Below are 20,845 nucleotides of genomic sequence, written 5' to 3'. Positions count from 1 at the left end.
TTTAATTTGATGCTGTATTGATTTCGGATTGCTGTTTCAGATCGCGTAGGAATAGCACACATTTTTGGATGCGTTTGCCATCATTCCCAACTTTACTCACATTTAAACGTAATACCCAATTTAAGCGTTTTCCAACTTTACAAATGTCTTTGTAGACTTGAGGTTCATCTTGCAAGGCTTGGTAGAGCACCTGACTGGCTTGCTCTAGTTGTTCAAACTCAAAATGATAGGCGGTTGAAAAGATAAACAGCAACCAGTCACGTACAAAGCAATCATGTAGGCTAAGCACATCTTGTGGGTCAGTTTCAAAATCAATGAAAGTAAATTGATTTTGTTGATCCACCAAAATATTCCGTGCGAAGGCTTCGCTTAAATAGCCTTGTTGTAGATGCAATCGACTAATCGATTGAATTGCTTGATGAAACAATTGGAACTGTTGTTCAGGATGATCTTTCAAACTTCCTAACTTTTGATCAAGCTGACTGACAGGGCTTTGGCGCTGAGAGCCAACATCCTCCAATAAGATGCCTTTTTGAGAGAGAGCCAATACATTCGGCGTTGAAATCCCCAAAGCTTTGAGCTGCTGGATACGCTTGAATTCACATTGGATTGCAACAGATCCACCTTGGTTCGGAACAGGAGTAATTGAACCCAAATTGAATATTTTTGCTAGCCATTTCAATGGCGTATAAAGCCATAATCCATGACGTTCAGATGCTTTTTTCAGCCAGACTTTACGTGAATCTAGTTCATAAGATTGAATAGAGTCGGATTGAGTCGTTAAAGTAGATTCTAAAAACGTTTGGTAGTCAGACATACGGCAGCAAAAATAATCCTAATGTGAGCGTAAAACGCACTCGTTCAATGAGCACGGGCGTTCACTTTACCACATCAGATGTTGGAAACGGTACTGGAATTGCGATTTGTAACGTCTTGATGATACTTATAAGTCAATGCATAACATAACAAATTAATAGCAACACAGACCCACGCGGTCCAAAGATTATGACTGAGAAAATGGGCGCCACGCATCATTTGTGCCCAGCCCATGGCAAAGCCGAGGATCATACCTGCGATTAGATAAAACCAAGCACGTTGTGTTTGATGTAGACGATAGACAAAGAAGCCTGTGATCAGCGCAAAACCTGTACTAGCATGTCCACCAGGAAAACAATGTCCTGCAGTCGCAGAGAAATCCCAGACAAAGCCTGTGGCAGTTTCATGGGTCATATACCATGGACAGGCATGATAAGAGTGAGCTTTGAGTAATCCGACAATACAAGTACAGAGCATACTGACCCAAAACATATAGCCATATTGCCAACGATTTGGTTTTAGTTTTTCAAGCTTAAAAGAAGCACACCATAAAAAGAAAAAAATGACATAAACAACGGTTAACAGTTGTTTGACATAAGTGTGGTTCAGTTTGTCGAGGAACCAATCATTCTTATAAGGGAACGTTCCATGCATGCTAACCCAAGGCTGAATCAGGTTTAAGTCAATTGTTCCTCCGACAGGAAACACCCATAACAGAATGAAAAAGCTGATGAAAAGCAAAAAACTCAGCCACAAAAAAAAGGGTGCTTTCAATATCATGGAACTGGCTGTTAGGGCTGGATGATGTTCTAGTTATTTAATGCGGAGAAGCTTAATTGGCTCTTAAATGAGCCTTAAAAGAGTGAATGGTGAGTGTTGAAAAATAAGAGAGGTCATTTATTTTATGGAGTTCTCAGCATAAAGCAGCCAAAAGGCTGCTTTATTTTCTAACTGAGTACGATCAGCTTAATGTAGGATTTTATCCAGAAATTGTTGGGCACGTTCGCCACGTGGTGTACCAAAGAATTCATCTTTAGAACAGTCTTCAACAATTTTGCCTTGGTCCATGAAAATAATCCGATTAGCCACCTGACGGGCAAAGCCCATTTCATGTGTTACACACATCATGGTCATGCCTTCTTTGGCCAGTCCGACCATGACATCCAATACTTCATTGATCATTTCAGGATCAAGTGCCGAGGTCGGTTCATCAAATAGCATCGCAATCGGGTCCATACTGAGGGCACGGGCAATCGCAACACGTTGTTGTTGGCCACCTGAAAGCTGAGCAGGATATTTATTGGCATGAGCGCTCAGACCGACACGATCTAGATAAGCCAGTCCCTTTTTATTGGCTTCAGCTTCTGAACGACCAAGCACCTTAATCTGTGCAATAGTCAGGTTTTCGGTAATGCTCAGGTGAGGAAACAGTTCAAAATGTTGGAACACCATACCAACACGACTACGTAGTTTAGTCATATCGGTTTTTGGATCGTGAACTGGCACGCCATCGACAAAGATTTTACCTTGTTGAAATGGTTCTAGCCCATTGACGGTTTTAATCAGGGTTGATTTTCCCGAACCTGATGGACCGCAGACCACTACGACTTCGCCTTGACAGATTTGGGTCGTACATTCAGTGAGTACCTGAAATTGTTCGTACCATTTGCTGACATTTTGGAGGTCAATCATTACGTTATTGTCGCTCATACACTTAACCTCCTTTGTAAACGTTTCACTGTGAATGTCGCTAAAGCACTGATGGTGAAGTACACCAGTCCTGCAAATAAAATATATTGGGTAAGTAAGGACATTAAATCGCCACGAACATAATTTGTTCTGAAAAAGTCAAGTAAACCAATGGCATAAACCATGGTCGAATCTTGAAACAGGATAATTGTTTGCTGAAGCAGTAACGGCGTCATTTTTCTGAAAGCCTGTGGCAGAATAATCAGTCGCATGGATTGGCCATAGCTCATGCCCAATGCAGAAGCCGCAGCAGCTTGACCTTTGGGAATAGATTGAATACCGGCACGTACAATTTCTGAAAAGTAAGCAGCTTCAAACAGCATAAAGGCCACGATACTTGAAACCAGAGCAGTATCAATGGTCAGGTATTGACCTGTGATCGCAGTATAAAGAAACGGAACTGCGAAATAGAACCACATCAACACCAACAGCAGGGGAATTGAGCGGAACAGATCCACATAAGCCTGTGCAATCCAATTTAGAATCTTGATCGAAGATAGACGCATCAGTGCCAGTATTGTACCAATCGCAATACCGCCGATCGTTGCCAGAACAACCACTTTTAGGGTAATGCTGAAACCGTACCAGAGAGCAGGTCCAGACTGCTGTAAATCATTTAGAAAAGAAGTTAACCATTCCATACTACTTTCCTCCTGATATTAAACCAGGAATACGTAGACGTTTTTCCAGCAGGTTTATGGTAAAAATAAGACAGACATTGATCACAATGAATATGATTGTGACATAGGTATAAATTTCGATAGTGTTCTGGGTATATTCACTGATGGTTTTCATCTGTGAAATAATTTCCGCGACCCCAACTAGAGAGGCAACCGAGGTATTTTTCACGCAGTTGGTCAGCTCTGAACTCAGTGGCGGTAAAATGGTACGAAAAGACTGTGGCAGAATGATATAGCGATACAGTTGTGCCGTGGAAAACCCCATGGCATAGCCTGCATTAATTTGCCCCTTGGGTAAGGCTTCAATACCTGTTCTCACCTGTTCACAAACACGAGCAGCCGTAAACAGTCCGAGTCCAACACTGGCAGAAATCAGGGCTGTGGTATTGGCACCTAGATCATTCATCCACCAGCTTTTGATTGGTGCAGGGAGAAAGTTGGGAACCACATAAAACCAGATAAATAACTGAACAAGTAAGGGTACGTTCCTGAACAGTGTGACATAGGCTGTACCAATGGCTCTGGCTGTTTTATTTGGGAGCGTTCGCATAATGCCAAGGATACTGCCGAGAAGCATGGCGATACTCCATGCGACAATAGCAATCACCACAAGCCATCCCAGACCCGTTATTATCCAGCTCAGGTAGGTTGTATCCCCAATACCTGTAGATTGCCACAAAACTCCCCAGTTCCAGCTATAAGTCATAATAACTCCTGAGAAGAAGCGGGAGAACATCCACTGTTCCCCGGTTCCATAATAAGATTTTGGTTATAAGGACAAATTATTGATCCCGATCATGCGGACTGCTGATTAATGCTTTGAGTTGATCGGACATTGCAAAGTTCAAATTAATATTTTTAGGTGGAATCGGTTGCTGGAACCATTTTTCATACATTTTATTGATTTCACCAGAAGCATAGGTTGCTTTGATGGCATCATCGACGACCTGTTTAAAGCCTGTATCACCCTTACGCAGCATACAACCATAGATTTCATGGATTGGCGCAGTACCGACAATGTCCCATTGATTTGGATCTTTGGCTTTAGATTTTTCACCTGCGAGCAGAATATCATCCATCATAAATGCCACAGCACGACCATTTTGCAGCATCAAGAAAGATTCAGCATGGTCTTTGGCAGAAATAATTTCGCCAATCCCAAGTTCTTGTTGATGTTGACGGATATAGCGTTCAGATGTGGTTCCTGCCGTTGTCACCAATTTTTTGCCTTTTAAATCTGAGAAATCTTTAATTCCAGAGTTTTTAGCAGTCAGCAGTCGAGAGCCGACCTCAAAGAAACCAACAGAAAAATCAACCTGTTGTTGTCGCTCTTTATTGTTGGTGGTTGAGCCACATTCCAGATCTACCGTACCATTCGAAACCAATGGAATACGGTTCTGACTGGTGACGAGGTTATAGCGGATTTTCAGATCTGGCATGTTCAGCTTCTGCTTTACGGCTTCAACAACCTTAAGTTGTAGATCGTGTGCATAACCTACTGGCTGATTTGGGGTGGACGCAATATAGGAAAATGGAATAGATGAATCACGATAACCCAGCACAATCGTGCCAGAGCTTTTGATTTTGTTTAACGTACCAGAGGCGGAAGCACTACCTTCAGCAGCTTTTTCACCCGCAGCGGGTGCTTTATTGTCACTACAAGCACTTAATCCGAGCATCAGAGCGCTTGCACAAAGCAGGGAGGTCATGGTGCGTTTAGGTGTCATATACAAAACTCCTTTTGTATCGTTATGATCGCATTCGTAATTGTTGCGGTTTAACCGTTCATTGTTATGAAAAATAATGTGTTCTTTTTTATGCATAAAAAATACATTATTTTTCATCTTAATAGACTTCAATACGATTGCTCAAGCGATATTCTTTACCGTTTTGTTAATAGTAACTGTCGATGAATTAAGCAATTTTTAAATGAATGAATTACAGTAAAAATTGCAAGAAACATAAAGCATAATGTGTGCCATGAAGTAGATTTAGAGTTCTAATTCAACCATAAAAAGCGGTATGGGATGTTGTATTTCAAACGTTGGCGATGACCAATCAACCAGCTTTTTTGCGTTGCAATGAATCCGTAAATTTGAGTTTATACTTTTTGATATCAAATAAAAAAAGCGACGTTTCCGCCGCTTAAAAAGGTGTGAAAAACTAGAACATCGATTCTTCCGAATTCGCTGAAATTTTATGAATGGAAAGGTCTGCGCCACGGTATTCATCTTCTTGAGAAAGACGAATTCCTATGGTTACTTTGAGTAGACCATAGACAATGAAACCACCTGCAAGCGCAACGCCAATACCTAAACTGGTACCAATAATTTGTGAAATGATGGAAACACCACCTAGACCACCGAGAGCTTGTTGTCCAAAGATTCCTGCTGCAATGCCACCTAATGCACCACATACACCGTGTAATGGCCATACCCCAAGCACATCATCGACTTTGAGTTTGTTTTGAGTGTAAGTAAACAGGTAAACAAATAGTGCACCCGCAGTACCACCAATTACTAACGCACCAATTGGGTGCACAATATCGGAACCTGCACAGATTGCGACCAATCCAGCCAATGGACCATTGTGTAAGAAACCAGGGTCATCTTTGCCCATGAAATTGGCAGCTAAAGTTCCACCCACCATTGCCATGAGAGAGTTAATTGCAACCAGACCAGAGATGGCTTCAACTCGTTGTGCACTCATCACGTTAAAGCCAAACCAGCCCACAATCAGAATCCATGAACCTAAAGCAAGGAATGGAATAGATGATGGTGGATGGGCACTGACACGACCATCATTTTTATAACGACCATGACGAGCACCGAGCAAAATTACCGCAGCAAGGGCAATCCAGCCACCCATTGCATGAACCACAACAGAACCTGCAAAATCATGGAAACTTGCACCAAAAGAGTTCTCTAACCACTTTTGCAGACCATAGTTACCATTCCAAATCATGCCTTCGAAGAAAGGATAAATCAGTGCTACCAAGATCAATGTTGCAATCGCTTGAGCACGCATCTTGGCACGTTCTGCGATACCACCCGAAATAATCGCAGGAATTGCAGCGGCAAAGGTCAGTAAGAAGAAACAACGCATTAAGTTATAGCCATGATCGGCTGCTAAGGTACTGCCTGCATGGAAAAAGTTTTGACCATATGCAATCCAATAGCCTACAAAGAAATAGGCAATCGCTGAAATGGCAAAATCGGTAAGGATTTTACTCAATGCATTGACTTGGTTTTTATGGCGTACCGTGCCCAATTCCAAGAACGCAAAGCCAGCGTGCATTGCTAATACCAGTACTGCACCGAGCAGTAAGAAAAATAGATCTACGTTTTGCATAGTGGTGCTCAAAAAAAGTGCTAAATTTTATTTTGATGCAAATATTTGATTCATTTTCTGCACCAAAATAGATTTAGTAAATCTAAAAACTCAAGCTGTATTGAAACAACTCAATTTGATGAAATTTATAAAGCAAAAAACGCACCAATTTAGAAATTAAATTGTAATTTTGGTGAAAAGTGGTGCAATTTGCTTAAAAATAGCACAGTTCTGGGCACTTCTAAATGAAAGGAGTCGTAGGGATTTGAATGTAAATGGGGAGATGTTTTTTGTTGTGTTCAAGAACAGCTCACGCCACTTTTCATATCCGTAATGTTCAATATAAAAAGCAGCGCTGTACAATTGTTGCTGGTCTTACATAACAGGTGGGCTATAGCTGAGGGTACGTCCTAAAATCCACAATAAGAACAGTACTAACGGAAGATGGAACACCAATTGAGTCACGGTAAAACCAATCACGTCTTTGGCCTTGAGTTTTAAAATCCCCAACATCGGCAGCATAAAGAAGGGATTGATCAAATTGGGTAATGCTTCTGCCGCATTATAAATCTGTACCGACCAGCCTAAATGCACTTGTAAATCATTGGCAGCCTGCATGACATAAGGCGCCTCAATAATCCATTTACCACCGCCAGAGGGAACAAAGAAACCCAGTACCGCAGAGTAGATGCCCATCACAATCGCAAAGGTCTCTTTGGAAGCAATCGAGACAAAGAATTCAGCGATATAGTGCGACAGCGATAAATCCTGACTATTCAGCGCTTGGGTCATAATAAAGGCGATACTGCCATAGAGTGGGAACTGGATCAGAATCCCTGAGACCGCAGGCACCGCCTGACTCACTGCATTGAGGAAATTACGCGGGGTACGATGTAGTGCCAGACCCAGCATCAAAAACACAAAGTTATAGGTATTGAGACTGGAAATAGCGATGATAGGATTGGTTTTTGAAAACTCGATAAACATCCAGATCAAGCCTAATGCCACCACAATAATGGTCAAAAGCGGTGAGTTCTCCAACCAATCCCCAGGTCGGGTCGATTTGACTTCGGTCTTTTCTTCTTCCTCAAAACTCAGCTCAAAATCCTGCATGGTTTTGACATTGTCGCCCTTAGGTGCAGACCAATAGGCAATCGCAATCGAAACAATCACCAAGATTAAAGTCATTAACATGGATTGCCACAGGAAGATGGTTTCTGTAAATGGAATCACACCGGTTAAGTTATAGATCGATTCAGGCAGACTGGCTTTATTGGCCTGTAATTGTGCTGCAGAAGAACTGATACCGAGTGCCCACGTTGCACCCATGCCAATGATTGCGGCAGCTGCTGCTGCACGATAGTCCATTTGTAATTCTTTACGCTTTGCCAGCGCAATCACCAGTAAAGCCGTCAAAATGGTACTAACCGCCCAATTGACCAAAGAAATCAATAAACTGACCGTAGCCACCAATACAATAGCACTGCGTCCCGAATGGGGGATACGCGCCATCTTCTGAATCAGCTTTTTCACAGGTGCAGAAACCGAAACTACATAGCCAACAATAATCAGCATGGTCATTTGCAGAGTGAAAGGGATTAAACTCCAAAAACCATTCCCAAAGGAGCTGGCGACATCTTGTACCGAAGCCCCGATACTGATTGCAGCAAAGGAAACGATAATCACACCGAGCAGGGCAAAGATATAAGAGTCTGGAAACCATTTTTCCGACCAGTTACTAATACGCAGGGCAAACCGTTCTAACAGGGCAGGTTGTTTATTCATCTTTAGCATCCATTTTTTTAATTTTGTTGCACCTTACTCATTTGTCCTAAATGAGTTTTTGCTGTTGAGAAAACAGCGAAAAGTGATGCCATTACAGCATCACTTCAACGAGAAAAATAAAAGGGTGTGTAGCGTTAAGCTTTGGCTTCAATCAAAAGCTCAACACCTGTGGCATCTTGAATTTGTTGTTCAGTGACATCTGGTGCTAACTCCACCAGTTTGATGCCTTCTGCGACAACATCTAAAACACCCAAGTCGGTAATGATACGATGTACGACTTTTTGACCTGTGAGTGGTAAGCTGCACTGTTTAACGATTTTAGCGGTACCATCTTTGGCATTGTGTTCCATCAGCACCACCACACGTTGAACGCCTGCAACTAAGTCCATCGCGCCGCCCATGCCTTTGACTTTTTTGCCCGGAATCATCCAGTTGGCGAGGTCACCTTGTTCAGAGACTTCCATAGCACCTAGAATTGCGATATTGACGTGTCCGCCACGAATCATGGCAAAGGATTCACTGCTTGAGAAAAATGCCGCACCTGCACGAGCAGTAACGGTTTGTTTGCCTGCATTAATTAAATCAGGATCGAGTTGTTGTTCGGTTGGAAATTCACCAATCCCAAGTAGACCATTCTCCGATTGCAACCACACATCCATATCTTCTGGGATGTAGTTGGCAACCAGTGTTGGCAGGCCAATACCAAGATTGACGTAGAAACCATCTTGTAATTCTTGCGCGGCACGTTGTGCCATTTGTTCACGTGTCCATGCCATGATTATGCGTCCTGTGCTTTTAGGGTTTTTTGTTCGATACGTTTTTCTGGCGTGGCATTTAGTACCACACGATTGACGTAAATGCCCGCTAAATGAATTTCATCTGGATCCAAGTCGCCAATTTCAACAATCTGTTCGACTTCGGCAATGGTGATTTTTCCAGCCATTGCACATTCAGGGTTGAAGTTTTGCGCGGTTTTACGGAACACCAGATTGCCAGCTTTGTCGGCTTTATAGGCTTTAACCAGTGCCACATCTGCGGTCAGTGACGGTTCAAGGATATAGGTACGACCATTAAATTCACGCTGTTCTTTACCTTCAGCCACCAAGGTGCCTGCACCTGTTGCGGTATAAAAGGCAGGAATACCTGCACCACCAGCGCGTAATTTTTCGGCGAGTGTGCCTTGAGGTGTGAGTTCAACTTCAAGTTCGCCATTCAGATACTGGCGTTCAAATTCTTTATTTTCGCCCACATAAGAAGAAATCATTTTTTTAATTTGTCGGGTCTTGAGCAAGACACCCAAGCCAAAATCATCAATGCCTGCATTATTGGAAATACAAGTGAGGCCTGTTACACCAGTTTCTTTCAGTGCTTGGATTAATGCCTCAGGAATACCACATAGGCCAAAACCGCCAACCGCAAATGTTTGTTGATCTTGCACCACATCTTGCAGTGCCAGTGCTGCGGTTGAATAGACTTTATTCATTTTTTTCACCTGTAAATTCCTTGGTTTCTAATAGTTTTAGCACTCAGGGATTATTTACAGAAGTTTAAATTTTTAAAGGATTAATGAGGGAAACTCATTAATATAATAAATTTCATCTATTCCGTTCAAAAGGAACTGTGACGGAGCGAGTCTATGTTGGTGTAGAGACCGAAATGGTTTAGCCAAAATCATGTTGTAGCAATATCTCGATAAACTCGGCTGAAATATTGGAAAGCTCAAAGTCTTTTTTATAGACAATGCCAATCGCTTGGGGCAGTTTGCCGTCCTCAATTTCGATTAAGACATTATGTTCCTTGTCGATAAAATTCTGAAAATGACGGGGGATGGCACTGACCCCCATATCCAATGCCACAAAGCTGGAGAGGGAACTGATCTGATGACATTCGACTTTTAAATCTAAAGTCAGATGGTTTTTAAGACAGTTTTCTTCAATCAGATGTCGAACGATCGAGGGATGTTGTAAGGTGACAAAGGGATTGGCACACAGCTGTTTCCAACTGATCGAATCCGTACTTGCCAAAGGATGAGTCTTTGGTAAGAGCGCAAGAAAATCTTCCTCAAATAAAGGCTTAAATTCCAGTTGATCATTGCGTGGCGGCTCAAAACAAATCCCAATTTCAAAAATGCCATCCTGAACATTTTCCAGTACTTTCTCATTGGGAATATCATGAATGGAAAAGCTGATATTGGGATGTTTGGCTAAAAAGCTATGAATCACTTGCGGTAAAATTGCATGCGTGACAAAGGGCATCGAGGCAATATTGAGTGTGCCGCGATTGAGTTTAAAACGCTGTTTTACGTCTTTTTCCATATCTTCCCAATTGGCCAGTAGCTTCTTGGCATAGGGGATCAATGATTTTCCTTCTTGGGTTAGTTCAACCCGACGGGTATTGCGTTTAAACAGCTTGCCGCCCAGTTCTTCTTCCAATGATTTGATACTGAGACTTAAAGCAGATTGACTGAGATGCAATTCAGCAGAGGCATTTGCATAATTCAGGGTACGAGTCAAAGCCAGAAATGCTTTGAGTTGCTTTAAAGTCATGGTGGACGACCTATGCGGAAAGTTTTTGATTTATATGCTGTAATTTATAAAAAAAACAGCACATTGTGACTGGCATTTTTGTTAATTCGGTGGCGAGTGGCAAGCCATTTATTTTTAAAAATCCAACATGCGATTATTGATTTATTTTATCTCAATATCGAAAAATGGATTTTAAAAAGAATAAGCTAAATATAACTCGATGGGATTGATGAGTATTTTTGAATAGTTAATTTGTTTTATTAATCAATTAAAATATTTAATATTAATTTATTTAAGGTGTTGATTTTTAGTATTAATTAAAATTATTTATTTTGTTTTAATCATCTTGTTTTTTGTGATTTTAATGCTATTTTAAAATACGTTTTAACATGCGCCATTGTTTTATATTCTGTACTGCAATCGGCAGTATCTTGATTTTATTTATGGTTAGGATAACCACCACACAGTATAAAAAAAATAATTTGGTTGACCCTGACATATATTCTTTGGAATGGAGTAAAAGAATATGTGGGACTTATTTGTCATTCTGCTGTCTTTAGGCTTGCTGATGTACACGGCCTATCGCGGTTTTTCAGTGATTCTCATGGCGCCGTTGTGCGCATTGCTGGCGGTTTTTCTGATTAACCCCACCAATGTGTTGCCGTTTTATTCGGGCGTTTTCATGCCGAAAATGGTCAATTTCATTAAAGACTATTTCTTGGTGTTCTTGCTAGGCGCAATCTTTGGCAAAGTGGTAGAAATGTCGGGTATTGCCGAGTCGATTGCCCGTACCATTGTCAATTTAATTGGCGCAAAGAAAGCCATTTTAACGGTTGTTTTACTTGGTGCCATTTTGACTTATAGCGGTGTCAGTCTGTTTGTGGCGGTATTTGCGATTTATCCATTTGCTAATCAGTTGTTCCAACAAGCCAATATTCCAAAACGTTTGATTCCCGGCACCATTGCCCTTGGTGCGTTTACATTCACCATGGATGCCTTACCGGGTACACCGCAAATTCAGAACGTGATTCCAACCACATTCTTTGGCACCAATATTTATGCAGCGCCGTTTTTGGGTGTCATTGGGGCGGTCTTCGTCTTGAGCATGGGCTTATTGTATTTGGAGTCACGCCGTAAAGCTGCTGTTCGTACAGGTGAAGGCTATGCAGGTTTTGCTGCTGAAGATGTCGTCTCGCAAACAGCAATCAATATTGAGTCATCAACCCAAAACAATGGTTCAGTACTACGTCAAGGCATGGCCTTTGTGCCGTTGATTCTGGTTGCAGTGATGAACCGTTATCTATCTACAGCAATCAAAGAATGGTATCCGAATGGTTTTGATTTTAATGCGATTGGTCTCGCCAACTACACTGTTGATGTGGCGAAAACTGGGGCAATTTGGGCAGTCGGTTTGGCCTTGATTGTCGGGATTATTGCGGCAATTTTATTTGATTATCAGCGCGTGGTGACCAACTTTAAAGAAGGCGTCAATGCCAGTATCAGTGGTTCATTATTGGCGGTGATGAATACCGCTTCTGAATATGGTTTTGGTGCGATTATTGCGGCATTGCCGGGCTTTGCTTTGATTAGTCATGCGCTGGGCACCACTTTTACCAATCCTTTAGTCAATGGTGCAGTGACCACGACAGTGTTGGCAGGGATTACAGGTTCGGCATCGGGTGGGATGAGTATTGCCTTGAGTGCGATGGCAGAAACTTATAACGCGGCAATTTTGGCGGCAGGCATTCCACCAGAAGTGATGCATCGTGTGGTGGCGATGGCATCGGGTGGTATGGACACGCTCCCACATAATGGTGCGGTGATTACCTTGCTTGCGGTTACAGGCTTAACTCATAAGCAATCCTATAAAGATATTTTTGCAGTCACCATTATTAAAACCTTGGCAGTATTTGTGGTGATTGCTGCATTTACATGGTTCGGTATTGTCTAAGTTGAATTTTAATTTGAGCTTGCTAGTACTAACGGGTGAGCAATCAAGATCATCAAGAATAGGAGTAACACAGTGACTCAACAACTCGAAGCCAAAGTAGCCTTTATTACGGGTTCCGCTAGTGGGATTGGTTTGGAAATTGCGAAGAAATTTGCGCAGGAAGGCGCGAAAGTGGTGATTTCTGATGTCAATGCAGAGAAATGCCAGCAAGCGGTAGAGCAGTTAAAACAGCAGGGTTTTGAGGCTTTGTCTGCGCCTTGTGATGTGACTGATGAACAGGCTTATAAAGCCGCGATTGATTTGACCACACAAACTTTTGGGCGTTTGGATATTCTGATCAATAATGCAGGCTTTCAGCATGTCGCCGCAATTGAAGACTTCTCAACGGAGATTTATCAGAAACTGGTACAGGTAATGTTGACAGGTTCATTTATCGGAATTAAACATGCTTTTCCGATTATGAAAGCGCAGCAATATGGTCGTATTATCAATATGTCTTCGATCAATGGTTTGATTGGCTTTGCAGGTAAGGCCGGGTATAACAGTGCCAAGCATGGAGTGATTGGTTTAACCAAAGTGGCGGCTTTAGAATGTGCCCGTGACGGCATTACCGTGAATGCATTATGTCCGGGTTATGTGGATACGCCATTGGTGCGTGGACAAATTGCAGATTTAGCCAAAACCCGTAATGTCAGTCTGGAAAGTGCTTTGGAAGATGTGATTTTGGCGATGGTACCGCAGAAGCGTCTACTTAGCGTTGAAGAAATTGCAGACTATGCGATTTTCTTAGCCAGCAACAAAGGCGCAGGTATTACAGGACAGGCGGTGGTGATGGATGGTGGTTATACCGCACAGTAATCCGTTTACGTGATTGAAAAAGCCGCTCAATTGGGCGGCTTTTGTTATGAAATGAACGTGATGAGTTAGCACAGCGCAATTCGTTTAATTTTTTCATCTGTTAAGAAAAATACAGATGTTGCACAGGTTTCTTCTAAAACATTGACAGAAATACCATCACCCTTGAACTTTAGATAATGTTTTGGGTCAATTTGCTCATCAGCTAAGATATTTCCATCTTCATCAAAGCGATAGTCTTCATCCACGTAAATATCTGTTTTAGGTGCAACTTCAAAAGTTCCGAAAATATCGAGGTCATAATCTTTATCTGTATTTTCGTAGTAATAAACTTTGTCGCTATTTGAGATACGGAATTCAAAGAGATATTTCATTCCTTTTTTATTTGGGTTTTTCAGTACTCGAAAGGTATCCAGATCTCCATCGCCATCAAAATCAATAAACAAAGGCTTTTTGAGATGGGTTGTATCGACTGAATAGCCTTTTGGTAGTGGGGTTGAATTATTGGCGAGATAATCGGATTCGGGTGTAGCAGGAATAAGCACAGGTTCTGATACGGCTTGAGTCTGCTGAGCTGCTTTTGGTGTGGGTTGATCGCCTTCCGATGAAGGCTTAGGTTTTTCATTACATCCAGTGAGCAAAATAAATGAGGTGAGTAATAGGACTTTATTCTTCATACAATTCGAGTATTTAAATGATGATGTATATAACAGATTTTAGCTTAAAAGTTGGGTTTGTCATTTTTAATGTTTAATTCAAATCGAAGAGGATGAGGACTTTCTTTAGTCGCTATTTTTTGAGTTAGAATGAACCAGCCTTTAATTCTAATACGACCTTATATGAACAATAAATTTGCCAACTTTTGTCTTATATCCTTATGTTTAACTCAGTTGAGCCACGCTCAAGCAACGCCATTCAAGACCTATCAATCTGAGCCGTTGCATTGTGGTGAAGCAACTTTTCAAGTGATTTCATCCTGTTTTGATCCAGATGAGGGTGCATTGAGAGGAAGTGGAGGTGTCATGCGTGAATCTTGTCAATCGAGTTATTTGCTGGTGAATTGGAAAGGACAGCAAAAGCGCATTGATTTTCCAATTGCAACCGCAGCACAAACGCAGCAATTAAAAAGCAAAGGCTATACGTTACAAAAAGTGATTCGCCAAGGGGATTGGTCACCACAAAGTTTGGCTTGTGGTCAGGTCAAAGGCATTTCAGGCTATTTTGTGGTGGTGAATCAAGCAACCACCAATGATTTGAATCAAGAGTACTTGGGCAAAGGATCACTGAGCGAAGAGCCTGTGTTACTGAATTTGAATGGCAGTATGACCAGTGATGCACTTAGACAAAAAATCTATCCCTTGCTGAAACAGGATAAGGTTAAAATTACCAAAGTCGTTTCAGCCAATGCCTTATTTGGTGATGAGTAAAGCTTAGTTAAGCGACTCGTTTTTCCAAACACGATATTTAGGGTGTTTGCTGCCTTTGTCGGCTGATTATTGCTACACTTTTTAATTTTTAGGCGGAAGCATATGTCCTTTGATCTCAAAGTCAGTTTAAAGCAAAGGGCTGAACCTTCCTCACAGCAGAAAAAGCTGAATCGCCTGATTGATCAAATAGAACAGCAAAAAATCAGCCTTGCCACATGGCAGAATGCCCAAGCCGAGATTCAACAACACACACGGCAAAAGCTGATGCCTGTGTATAGTGAATTGCATGAAATATTGTTTCAGCAGTTAGATCAGCTTTGGACGCTGTTACAGCAGCATGAGTTTTCCAAAGCGGATATGCAGCAACTGGATGAAAAAATTGCTCAGCTTGCCCAAATATTAAAGCGTTCTAAAATGTTGAAGGATGAACAGTTAAAGCTGGTCAAGCAGATCGATATGTTTTATCAGCAACATGCCCAGCAATTGGCTAAAAAGAATAAAAAAATACAGTCAGTCAAATTTGAACCTGATGAAAATTCTGAGCAGGATGCAGCATTAGAACAAGATGACTTTGAGCAATATGCTGCCGAGCAACAACAGGCGCGTGAACAGGCCAAACAACTTCGACAACAGCAGAAACGTGAACAAGCTGAGCAGATGGCAGCGCAGTCATTGAAAACCGTATATTTAAAAATTGCTGCCATGATTCACCCCGACCGTGAGCAAGATGAGACTAAAAAAGAAGAAAAAACTGAATTGTTCCAGCAAGCGAGTCAGGCCTATGAACAGCAGGATTTGTTTTATTTGCTCAAGCTTCAATTACAGCTTGAGCAAAACAAAGGTGTTGGAGTTAAAGAGTTATCGGCAGAGCAAGTAAAGTTTTATAAACTGGCGTTGGATGCTCAGAGTCAGCAGCTTGAAAGTCAAATTGAAGAGATTTTGGATTCTTTTCAGCTGGCGAAAAAAGTCAAAGCTGAGCATCTGCATATTGGGGATGTGTATAAAGCCATAGATGCGGATTGTGCTGAGTTAAAGCAGCAATTGAAGTGGGAAAAAGAACGTTTAAAGCATATGAAAAAGGTGAGTGGGGTGGAGGTGTTATTGGGGCATGGGATATTATAAGTTACCCTCTCGCATAGGGAGAGGGAGTTGCAAGTTATTATATACCTACATAAAATTTATGAGGAAAGTTCCCTCTCTTTTTAGGAGAGGGTTAGGGAGAGGTAAAAATAATAAATGAAAATAGACCCACAATTATTAGAATTCGCCAAAACTATGCGTAGTAATGCGACAGATGCAGAACACCTGATGTGGCAAATACTTCGTGCTAAACGATTTATGAATCTTAAATTTCGCAGACAGCATGTGATTGCCCCCTATATTGTCGATTTTTACTGTCATGAATTGGGTTTGGTGATAGAACTAGATGGCAGCCAGCATGGAACTAAAGATGCGATTGAATATGATGCCGAACGAACTAAGTTTTTAGAGGCTTTGGATTTTAGAGTTGTAAGATATTGGAATCATGAGATTTTAAAAAATACTGAGAAAGTTTTGGATGATTTATGGAATAAATGTTGTTCGCTTTCCAATAAGACCTCTCCCTAACCCTCTCCTAAAAGGAGAGGGAATATCGTATATCAGTTATAGGGCAACATGTCGCAACTTGAAAGGAATTTAAGAACCTAAAAACTTAGATTTATTTTTAATAAAAAGGGCTGAATAATCAGCCCTTTATATTACATATTAATTTTAAGATTACAATACTTTACAGAGCAGCAATCTGCTCCATACTTTGCTTAATCTTCGCTAACTGATCAGCAAACTCAGCCAATTTCACTTTTTCACCTTCAACAACCGCTGCTGGTGCTTTAGCAACAAAACCTTCATTCGAAAGTTTATTGGCAATTTGATCATGTTGCTTTTGAACTTTATCCAAGTCCTTCTGCAAACGACCCAATTCAGCTTTAGGATCAATCAAGCCCTTCATTGGTACAAATACCGATGCATGGCTAACAACGCTAGAACAAGACAACGGTGGCTCTTGCTCATTGCTTAAGAACTCAATGCTTTCAACTTTAGCCAATGCTTTGAATAAAGCTTCGATACGGATGATTTGCTCACGTTCAGCATCAGAAATGTTCTTGAGTAATACAGGCAATAAACGCGCATTACCTAAGCCCATTTCACCACGGATGTTACGTACCGCACCAATCAAACCTTGTAACCACTGCATGTCTGCTTCAGCTTGATCATTCACTTTCGCTTGATCAGGCACAGGATATTGTGCAGTCATAATCGTAGCACCGCCTTTGCCTAACATCGGTGCAAGCGTTTGCCAGATTTCTTCAGTCAAATACGGCATCAACGGATGTGCCAAACGTAAAGACGCTTCCATCACGGCAAGTAATACACGACGAACTTCTGCCTTACGCTCTTCAGAAACATTGGCATCATTCAGAACTGGCTTGGTTAACTCAACATACCAGTCACAGTATTCATTCCAGATAAAGTCATAGATCGCTTGTGCAGCAAGGTCTAAACGATAGGTCGCGAATGCTTGATGTACCGCAGCTTCTGCTTTTTGCAGACGGCTCATGATCCATTTTTCTGGAAGTTCCCACAGCTCAGGACGCGCTTCTTGAGCAACCGTTTGACCTTCAACATTCATCAATACGAAACGAGTCGCGTTCCAGATTTTGTTGGCAAAGTTACGGTAGCCTTCAACACGTTTCATATCGAACTTAATGTCACGACCCGTATTCGCCAATGCACAGAACGTGAAGCGAACTGCGTCAGTACCGTAAGCTTGAATGCCTTCTGGGAATTCTTTACGGGTTGATTTTTCAATCTTCGCTGCTTGTTTTGGGTTCATCAGACCCGTCGTACGTTTTTGTACCAAGGTTTCAAGGTCAACACCGTCAATCAAGTCAAGTGGGTCAAGTACGTTACCCTTCGACTTCGACATTTTTTGACCTTCGCCATCACGAACCAGACCGTGAACATAGACCGTTTTAAACGGTACTTGTGGCGTACCATCTTCATTCTTCATGAAGTGCATCGTAAACATAATCATACGAGCAACCCAGAAGAAGATGATGTCAAAACCAGTCACCAATACATCAGTCGGGTGGAAAGTATTGAGGAAATAGTTTTCCGCATCTTTCTTGGCATCGCCAGTCCAACCTAAGGTTGAGAAGGTCCACAGCGCAGAAGAGAACCATGTATCCAGTACGTCTTCATCTTGGTTTAATACAACATCAGCAGGGATGTTGTTTTTGGCACGAACTTCCGCTTCGTCACGACCCACATAGATGTTGCCTTCAGCGTCGTACCAAGCTGGGATACGGTGACCCCACCAAAGCTGACGAGAGATACACCAGTCTTGGATGTTGTTCATCCACGCCATGTACATGTTGCTGTACTGTTCAGGAACAAACTTGATACGACCGTCTTGAACCGCTTCAATTGCAGGTTGCGCCAATGGAGCAATTTTTACATACCATTGATCTGTCAATAATGGCTCAACGATTACACCTGAACGGTCACCGCGTGGTGGTTTAAGCGTATAAGATTGGATTTGATCTAACCAGCCTTCAGCTTCTGCTTGTTCAACCAGTTTTTTACGTGCTTCAAAACGCTCTAAACCAATATAGTCCGCAGGTGCAGGGATGGTTTTAGAAATTTGCTCGCCCGCTTTGGCGATGTATTCAAACTCAGCCAATACTTCTGCATTTTTATTGAAGATATTGATGATTGGTAATTCACAACGCTTACCAACTTCATAGTCGTTAAAGTCGTGTGCAGGGGTGATTTTTACACAGCCTGTACCGAATTCTTTATCTACATATTCATCTTTAACGATTGGAACAGCACGACCTGTAATTGGCAGGATAATTTTCTGACCAACAAGGTGGGTATAGCGTTCATCATCAAGTGCCACAGCAACTGCGGTATCACCTAACAAGGTTTCAGGACGAGTGGTAGCGACAACGATGTGGTCTTTACCATCATGGGTACGAAGGTTTTTATCTTCAAAGAAGTATTTGAAGTGCCACAATGAACCTGCTTCTTCTTTATCCGATTCAACTTCTAAGTCTGATAGCGCTGTTTGTAGTTTCGGATCCCAGTTGACTAAGCGTTTACCACGGTAGATCAAGCCATCTTCATGCAGTTTTACGAAAACTTCTTTTACTGCATTAGACAAGCCTTCATCCATAGTGAAGCGTTCGCGCGACCAGTCGACTGAAGAGCCTAAACGACGAATCTGACGGGTGATGGTATCGCCTGATTGCTCTTTCCATTCCCAGATTTTTTCGATGAATTTTTCACGACCCAAGTCATGACGGCTGACACCTTGTGCACCCAGTTGACGCTCGACCACCATCTGCGTTGCAATCCCCGCATGGTCAGTTCCTGGCTGCCATAAGGTATTTTTGCCCATCATACGGTTGTAACGGGTCAGTGCATCCATGATGGCATTGTTAAAGCCATGTCCCATGTGCAAGCTACCCGTGACGTTCGGTGGTGGAATCATGATACAGAATGATTCACCTTGACCTGATGGTTTGAAATAACCTTGTTGTTCCCAGATTTGATACCATTTCTTTTCGATCTCGGTTGGATCGTAAGTGGTTGCAATATTTTGAGCAGATTGAGCGTCAGTCATAGTACAGAAGATTAAAATTGAATAAAAAATTAGATCTATTGTAGCAAAAAATCCTCGCTTCTGTAGGCATTTCAGCCATGCCAAGTGTTAATGCGAAAAGCTGCTTAAATAATGTCTGAATTGCAGTTTTTTGAGCTTTTATAGAGGAGGTGTTTAGTACAGCTTCATAATTTGGCTTTTATGACTGATGATCGCCAGCTCAATCAAGATAAATACTTTATAGACTTCATTTTTTTCTAAAAAAGCCGATGAAAGGCGTTGGATTTTTAAATAAATAGGATTAGATTTGTGTAATGCATCACATAACTTAAAAATATTGATGCTCAAAACAACAATATAAAAATGCGAAAAACTAAAAAAGGGATGCTTCTCATGAGTTATTCAATTCTGTTGAAAATTAATGACGTCACACATGGACAATTTGAAACCATCCGCCAGCAGCTCAATGCAGGTACGCATGAGAGTCAATCACGAATCTTGGGTGAAGTGTTATCCGAAATTGCCTGTGATATTGTCGAGCAAGTGTTTTCCGTACTCTTGATTCAGAATCGTCAGCCAACTCAATTGACGCATAAGTACACTGTTGAGTCGGAAAAAGTCATTCAACAGATCATTGGCGCGGTACGTAAATATATGCCGTGGTCAATTGCACTGTTTGGTAATGAACGTCTGTGTCCATTTGCCAATTATTTTTCCAATATGATCAAGTACCACGATGAGCAGGTTTATGTGTCTTATCCGATTGATCGTCAGTTGGTGCAGCAGGCACATACATTGATCACACAACTCAAGAATAATGAAATCAGTGACATGGTTGATGTATTTCAAACCTTAATTCAGATTGTGGATTTGGGCGTGACCAACTTGATTCGTGAACCGAAAAAATGTCTCAACTTTAATACCGTAGTCGATAAAACTTTAAATGGGGTGATCAATATGACTGCACATTTAAGTTATAAGCGTTTAGAGAAAATGGGCAATCAGGTTGATGCCAATGCCGCAACCGATTGCGTCAACCATTTTTTAGCATTTATGCATGTCGATACAGAATAGAGTGT

General features: G+C 41.6%; 19 protein-coding genes. 6 read left to right on the top strand and 13 right to left on the bottom strand.

From position 1 onward, the window contains the following. Position 1: 1 nt before the first annotated feature. The 11 genes from GBI66_RS02430 to GBI66_RS02380 form a co-directional block, all read right to left on the bottom strand. Positions 2-817, bottom strand: a complete 816-nt coding sequence (locus tag GBI66_RS02430; RefSeq protein WP_151715050.1) for a lipopolysaccharide kinase InaA family protein — start codon at positions 815-817, stop codon at positions 2-4. A 74-nt stretch (positions 818-891) separates the two neighbouring features. Further along, the gene (locus GBI66_RS02425; RefSeq protein ID WP_151715049.1) at positions 892-1,596 is read right to left on the bottom strand and encodes a phosphatase PAP2 family protein; all 705 of its coding nucleotides are present in this window, start codon (positions 1,594-1,596) and stop codon (positions 892-894) included. Positions 1,597-1,782: 186 nt separating this feature from the next. Continuing rightward, complete coding sequence (locus GBI66_RS02420) at positions 1,783-2,508, bottom strand: amino acid ABC transporter ATP-binding protein (protein ID WP_171494254.1); 726 nt, start codon at positions 2,506-2,508, stop codon at positions 1,783-1,785. Between the two features lie 14 nt (positions 2,509-2,522). Beyond that, complete coding sequence (locus GBI66_RS02415; RefSeq protein WP_005208573.1) at positions 2,523-3,206, bottom strand: ABC transporter permease subunit; 684 nt, start codon at positions 3,204-3,206, stop codon at positions 2,523-2,525. A gap of 1 nt (position 3,207) precedes the next feature. Beyond that, on the bottom strand, positions 3,208-3,951 hold the full coding sequence (locus tag GBI66_RS02410) for an amino acid ABC transporter permease (protein ID WP_151715047.1): 744 nt from the start codon (positions 3,949-3,951) through the stop codon (positions 3,208-3,210). A gap of 76 nt (positions 3,952-4,027) precedes the next feature. Next, the gene (locus GBI66_RS02405) at positions 4,028-4,972 is read right to left on the bottom strand and encodes a transporter substrate-binding domain-containing protein (RefSeq protein ID WP_151715046.1); all 945 of its coding nucleotides are present in this window, start codon (positions 4,970-4,972) and stop codon (positions 4,028-4,030) included. A gap of 436 nt (positions 4,973-5,408) precedes the next feature. Beyond that, positions 5,409-6,596 (bottom strand): ammonium transporter, encoded by a 1,188-nt coding sequence (locus GBI66_RS02400; protein WP_004803075.1) that lies wholly within the window; start codon positions 6,594-6,596, stop codon positions 5,409-5,411. A 354-nt stretch (positions 6,597-6,950) separates the two neighbouring features. After that, positions 6,951-8,360: a short-chain fatty acid transporter gene (locus GBI66_RS02395; protein WP_151715045.1), complete on the bottom strand. Its 1,410-nt coding sequence runs from the start codon at positions 8,358-8,360 to the stop codon at positions 6,951-6,953. A 134-nt stretch (positions 8,361-8,494) separates the two neighbouring features. Beyond that, positions 8,495-9,136, bottom strand: a complete 642-nt coding sequence (locus GBI66_RS02390) for a CoA transferase subunit B (protein WP_151715044.1) — start codon at positions 9,134-9,136, stop codon at positions 8,495-8,497. Between the two features lie 2 nt (positions 9,137-9,138). After that, entirely contained in the window at positions 9,139-9,843 is a 705-nt protein-coding gene (locus tag GBI66_RS02385; RefSeq protein WP_151715043.1) for a CoA transferase subunit A, read from the bottom strand. 178 nt (positions 9,844-10,021) lie between these two features. Then, positions 10,022-10,906: a LysR family transcriptional regulator gene (locus tag GBI66_RS02380; protein WP_151715042.1), complete on the bottom strand. Its 885-nt coding sequence runs from the start codon at positions 10,904-10,906 to the stop codon at positions 10,022-10,024. 505 nt (positions 10,907-11,411) lie between these two features. Here GBI66_RS02380 and GBI66_RS02375 point away from each other — a divergent pair. Both GBI66_RS02375 and GBI66_RS02370 read left to right on the top strand, forming a co-directional pair. After that, positions 11,412-12,836: a GntP family permease gene (locus tag GBI66_RS02375; RefSeq protein WP_151715041.1), complete on the top strand. Its 1,425-nt coding sequence runs from the start codon at positions 11,412-11,414 to the stop codon at positions 12,834-12,836. Between the two features lie 72 nt (positions 12,837-12,908). Beyond that, positions 12,909-13,694 (top strand): 3-hydroxybutyrate dehydrogenase, encoded by a 786-nt coding sequence (locus tag GBI66_RS02370; protein ID WP_151715040.1) that lies wholly within the window; start codon positions 12,909-12,911, stop codon positions 13,692-13,694. Between the two features lie 65 nt (positions 13,695-13,759). Here GBI66_RS02370 and GBI66_RS02365 read toward each other — a convergent pair whose 3' ends face one another. Continuing rightward, the gene (locus tag GBI66_RS02365; RefSeq protein WP_151715039.1) at positions 13,760-14,368 is read right to left on the bottom strand and encodes a hypothetical protein; all 609 of its coding nucleotides are present in this window, start codon (positions 14,366-14,368) and stop codon (positions 13,760-13,762) included. 162 nt (positions 14,369-14,530) lie between these two features. Between GBI66_RS02365 and GBI66_RS02360 the strand changes: the two genes are divergently transcribed. The 3 genes from GBI66_RS02360 to GBI66_RS02350 all read left to right on the top strand — a co-directional run bounded on the left by GBI66_RS02360 (position 14,531) and on the right by GBI66_RS02350 (position 16,726). After that, positions 14,531-15,118 carry a hypothetical protein gene (locus GBI66_RS02360; RefSeq protein ID WP_151715163.1) on the top strand — a complete coding sequence of 196 codons (588 nt, stop codon included), beginning with the start codon at positions 14,531-14,533 and terminating at the stop codon, positions 15,116-15,118. 102 nt (positions 15,119-15,220) lie between these two features. Next, entirely contained in the window at positions 15,221-16,240 is a 1,020-nt protein-coding gene (locus GBI66_RS02355; protein WP_151715038.1) for a molecular chaperone DnaJ, read from the top strand. Positions 16,241-16,354: 114 nt separating this feature from the next. Then, positions 16,355-16,726: an endonuclease domain-containing protein gene (locus GBI66_RS02350; protein ID WP_151715037.1), complete on the top strand. Its 372-nt coding sequence runs from the start codon at positions 16,355-16,357 to the stop codon at positions 16,724-16,726. Between the two features lie 160 nt (positions 16,727-16,886). Here the strand turns inward: GBI66_RS02350 and GBI66_RS02345 are convergent, their stop codons facing one another. Beyond that, on the bottom strand, positions 16,887-19,787 hold the full coding sequence (locus GBI66_RS02345; protein ID WP_151715036.1) for a valine--tRNA ligase: 2,901 nt from the start codon (positions 19,785-19,787) through the stop codon (positions 16,887-16,889). 372 nt (positions 19,788-20,159) lie between these two features. Here GBI66_RS02345 and GBI66_RS02340 point away from each other — a divergent pair, with 372 nt between their 5' ends. Next, on the top strand, positions 20,160-20,840 hold the full coding sequence (locus GBI66_RS02340; protein WP_151715035.1) for a hypothetical protein: 681 nt from the start codon (positions 20,160-20,162) through the stop codon (positions 20,838-20,840). Positions 20,841-20,845 lie beyond the last annotated feature (5 nt).

Source organism: Acinetobacter sp. TUM15071, from assembly GCF_008980925.1.
GTDB classification, from domain to species: Bacteria; Pseudomonadota; Gammaproteobacteria; order Pseudomonadales; family Moraxellaceae; genus Acinetobacter; species Acinetobacter dispersus.
Note: the sequence above shows the minus strand (reverse complement) of the source record. Positions and strands in the feature narration are given on the sequence as shown.

Bases quoted from the DNA above. Each gene is read 5' to 3' on its own strand.
- GBI66_RS02430 (WP_151715050.1), bottom strand. From the start codon at position 817: ATGTCTGACTACCAAACGTTTTTAGAATCTACTTTAACGACTCAATCC.
- GBI66_RS02425 (WP_151715049.1), bottom strand. From the start codon at position 1,596: ATGATATTGAAAGCACCCTTTTTTTTGTGGCTGAGTTTTTTGCTTTTC.
- GBI66_RS02420 (WP_171494254.1), bottom strand. From the start codon at position 2,508: ATGATTGACCTCCAAAATGTCAGCAAATGGTACGAACAATTTCAGGTA.
- GBI66_RS02415 (WP_005208573.1), bottom strand. From the start codon at position 3,206: ATGGAATGGTTAACTTCTTTTCTAAATGATTTACAGCAGTCTGGACCT.
- GBI66_RS02410 (WP_151715047.1), bottom strand. From the start codon at position 3,951: ATGACTTATAGCTGGAACTGGGGAGTTTTGTGGCAATCTACAGGTATT.
- GBI66_RS02405 (WP_151715046.1), bottom strand. From the start codon at position 4,972: ATGACACCTAAACGCACCATGACCTCCCTGCTTTGTGCAAGCGCTCTG.
- GBI66_RS02400 (WP_004803075.1), bottom strand. From the start codon at position 6,596: ATGCAAAACGTAGATCTATTTTTCTTACTGCTCGGTGCAGTACTGGTA.
- GBI66_RS02395 (WP_151715045.1), bottom strand. From the start codon at position 8,360: ATGAATAAACAACCTGCCCTGTTAGAACGGTTTGCCCTGCGTATTAGT.
- GBI66_RS02390 (WP_151715044.1), bottom strand. From the start codon at position 9,136: ATGGCATGGACACGTGAACAAATGGCACAACGTGCCGCGCAAGAATTA.
- GBI66_RS02385 (WP_151715043.1), bottom strand. From the start codon at position 9,843: ATGAATAAAGTCTATTCAACCGCAGCACTGGCACTGCAAGATGTGGTG.
- GBI66_RS02380 (WP_151715042.1), bottom strand. From the start codon at position 10,906: ATGACTTTAAAGCAACTCAAAGCATTTCTGGCTTTGACTCGTACCCTG.
- GBI66_RS02375 (WP_151715041.1), top strand. From the start codon at position 11,412: ATGTGGGACTTATTTGTCATTCTGCTGTCTTTAGGCTTGCTGATGTAC.
- GBI66_RS02365 (WP_151715039.1), bottom strand. From the start codon at position 14,368: ATGAAGAATAAAGTCCTATTACTCACCTCATTTATTTTGCTCACTGGA.
- GBI66_RS02360 (WP_151715163.1), top strand. From the start codon at position 14,531: ATGAACAATAAATTTGCCAACTTTTGTCTTATATCCTTATGTTTAACT.
- GBI66_RS02355 (WP_151715038.1), top strand. From the start codon at position 15,221: ATGTCCTTTGATCTCAAAGTCAGTTTAAAGCAAAGGGCTGAACCTTCC.
- GBI66_RS02350 (WP_151715037.1), top strand. From the start codon at position 16,355: ATGAAAATAGACCCACAATTATTAGAATTCGCCAAAACTATGCGTAGT.
- GBI66_RS02345 (WP_151715036.1), bottom strand. From the start codon at position 19,787: ATGACTGACGCTCAATCTGCTCAAAATATTGCAACCACTTACGATCCA.
- GBI66_RS02340 (WP_151715035.1), top strand. From the start codon at position 20,160: ATGAGTTATTCAATTCTGTTGAAAATTAATGACGTCACACATGGACAA.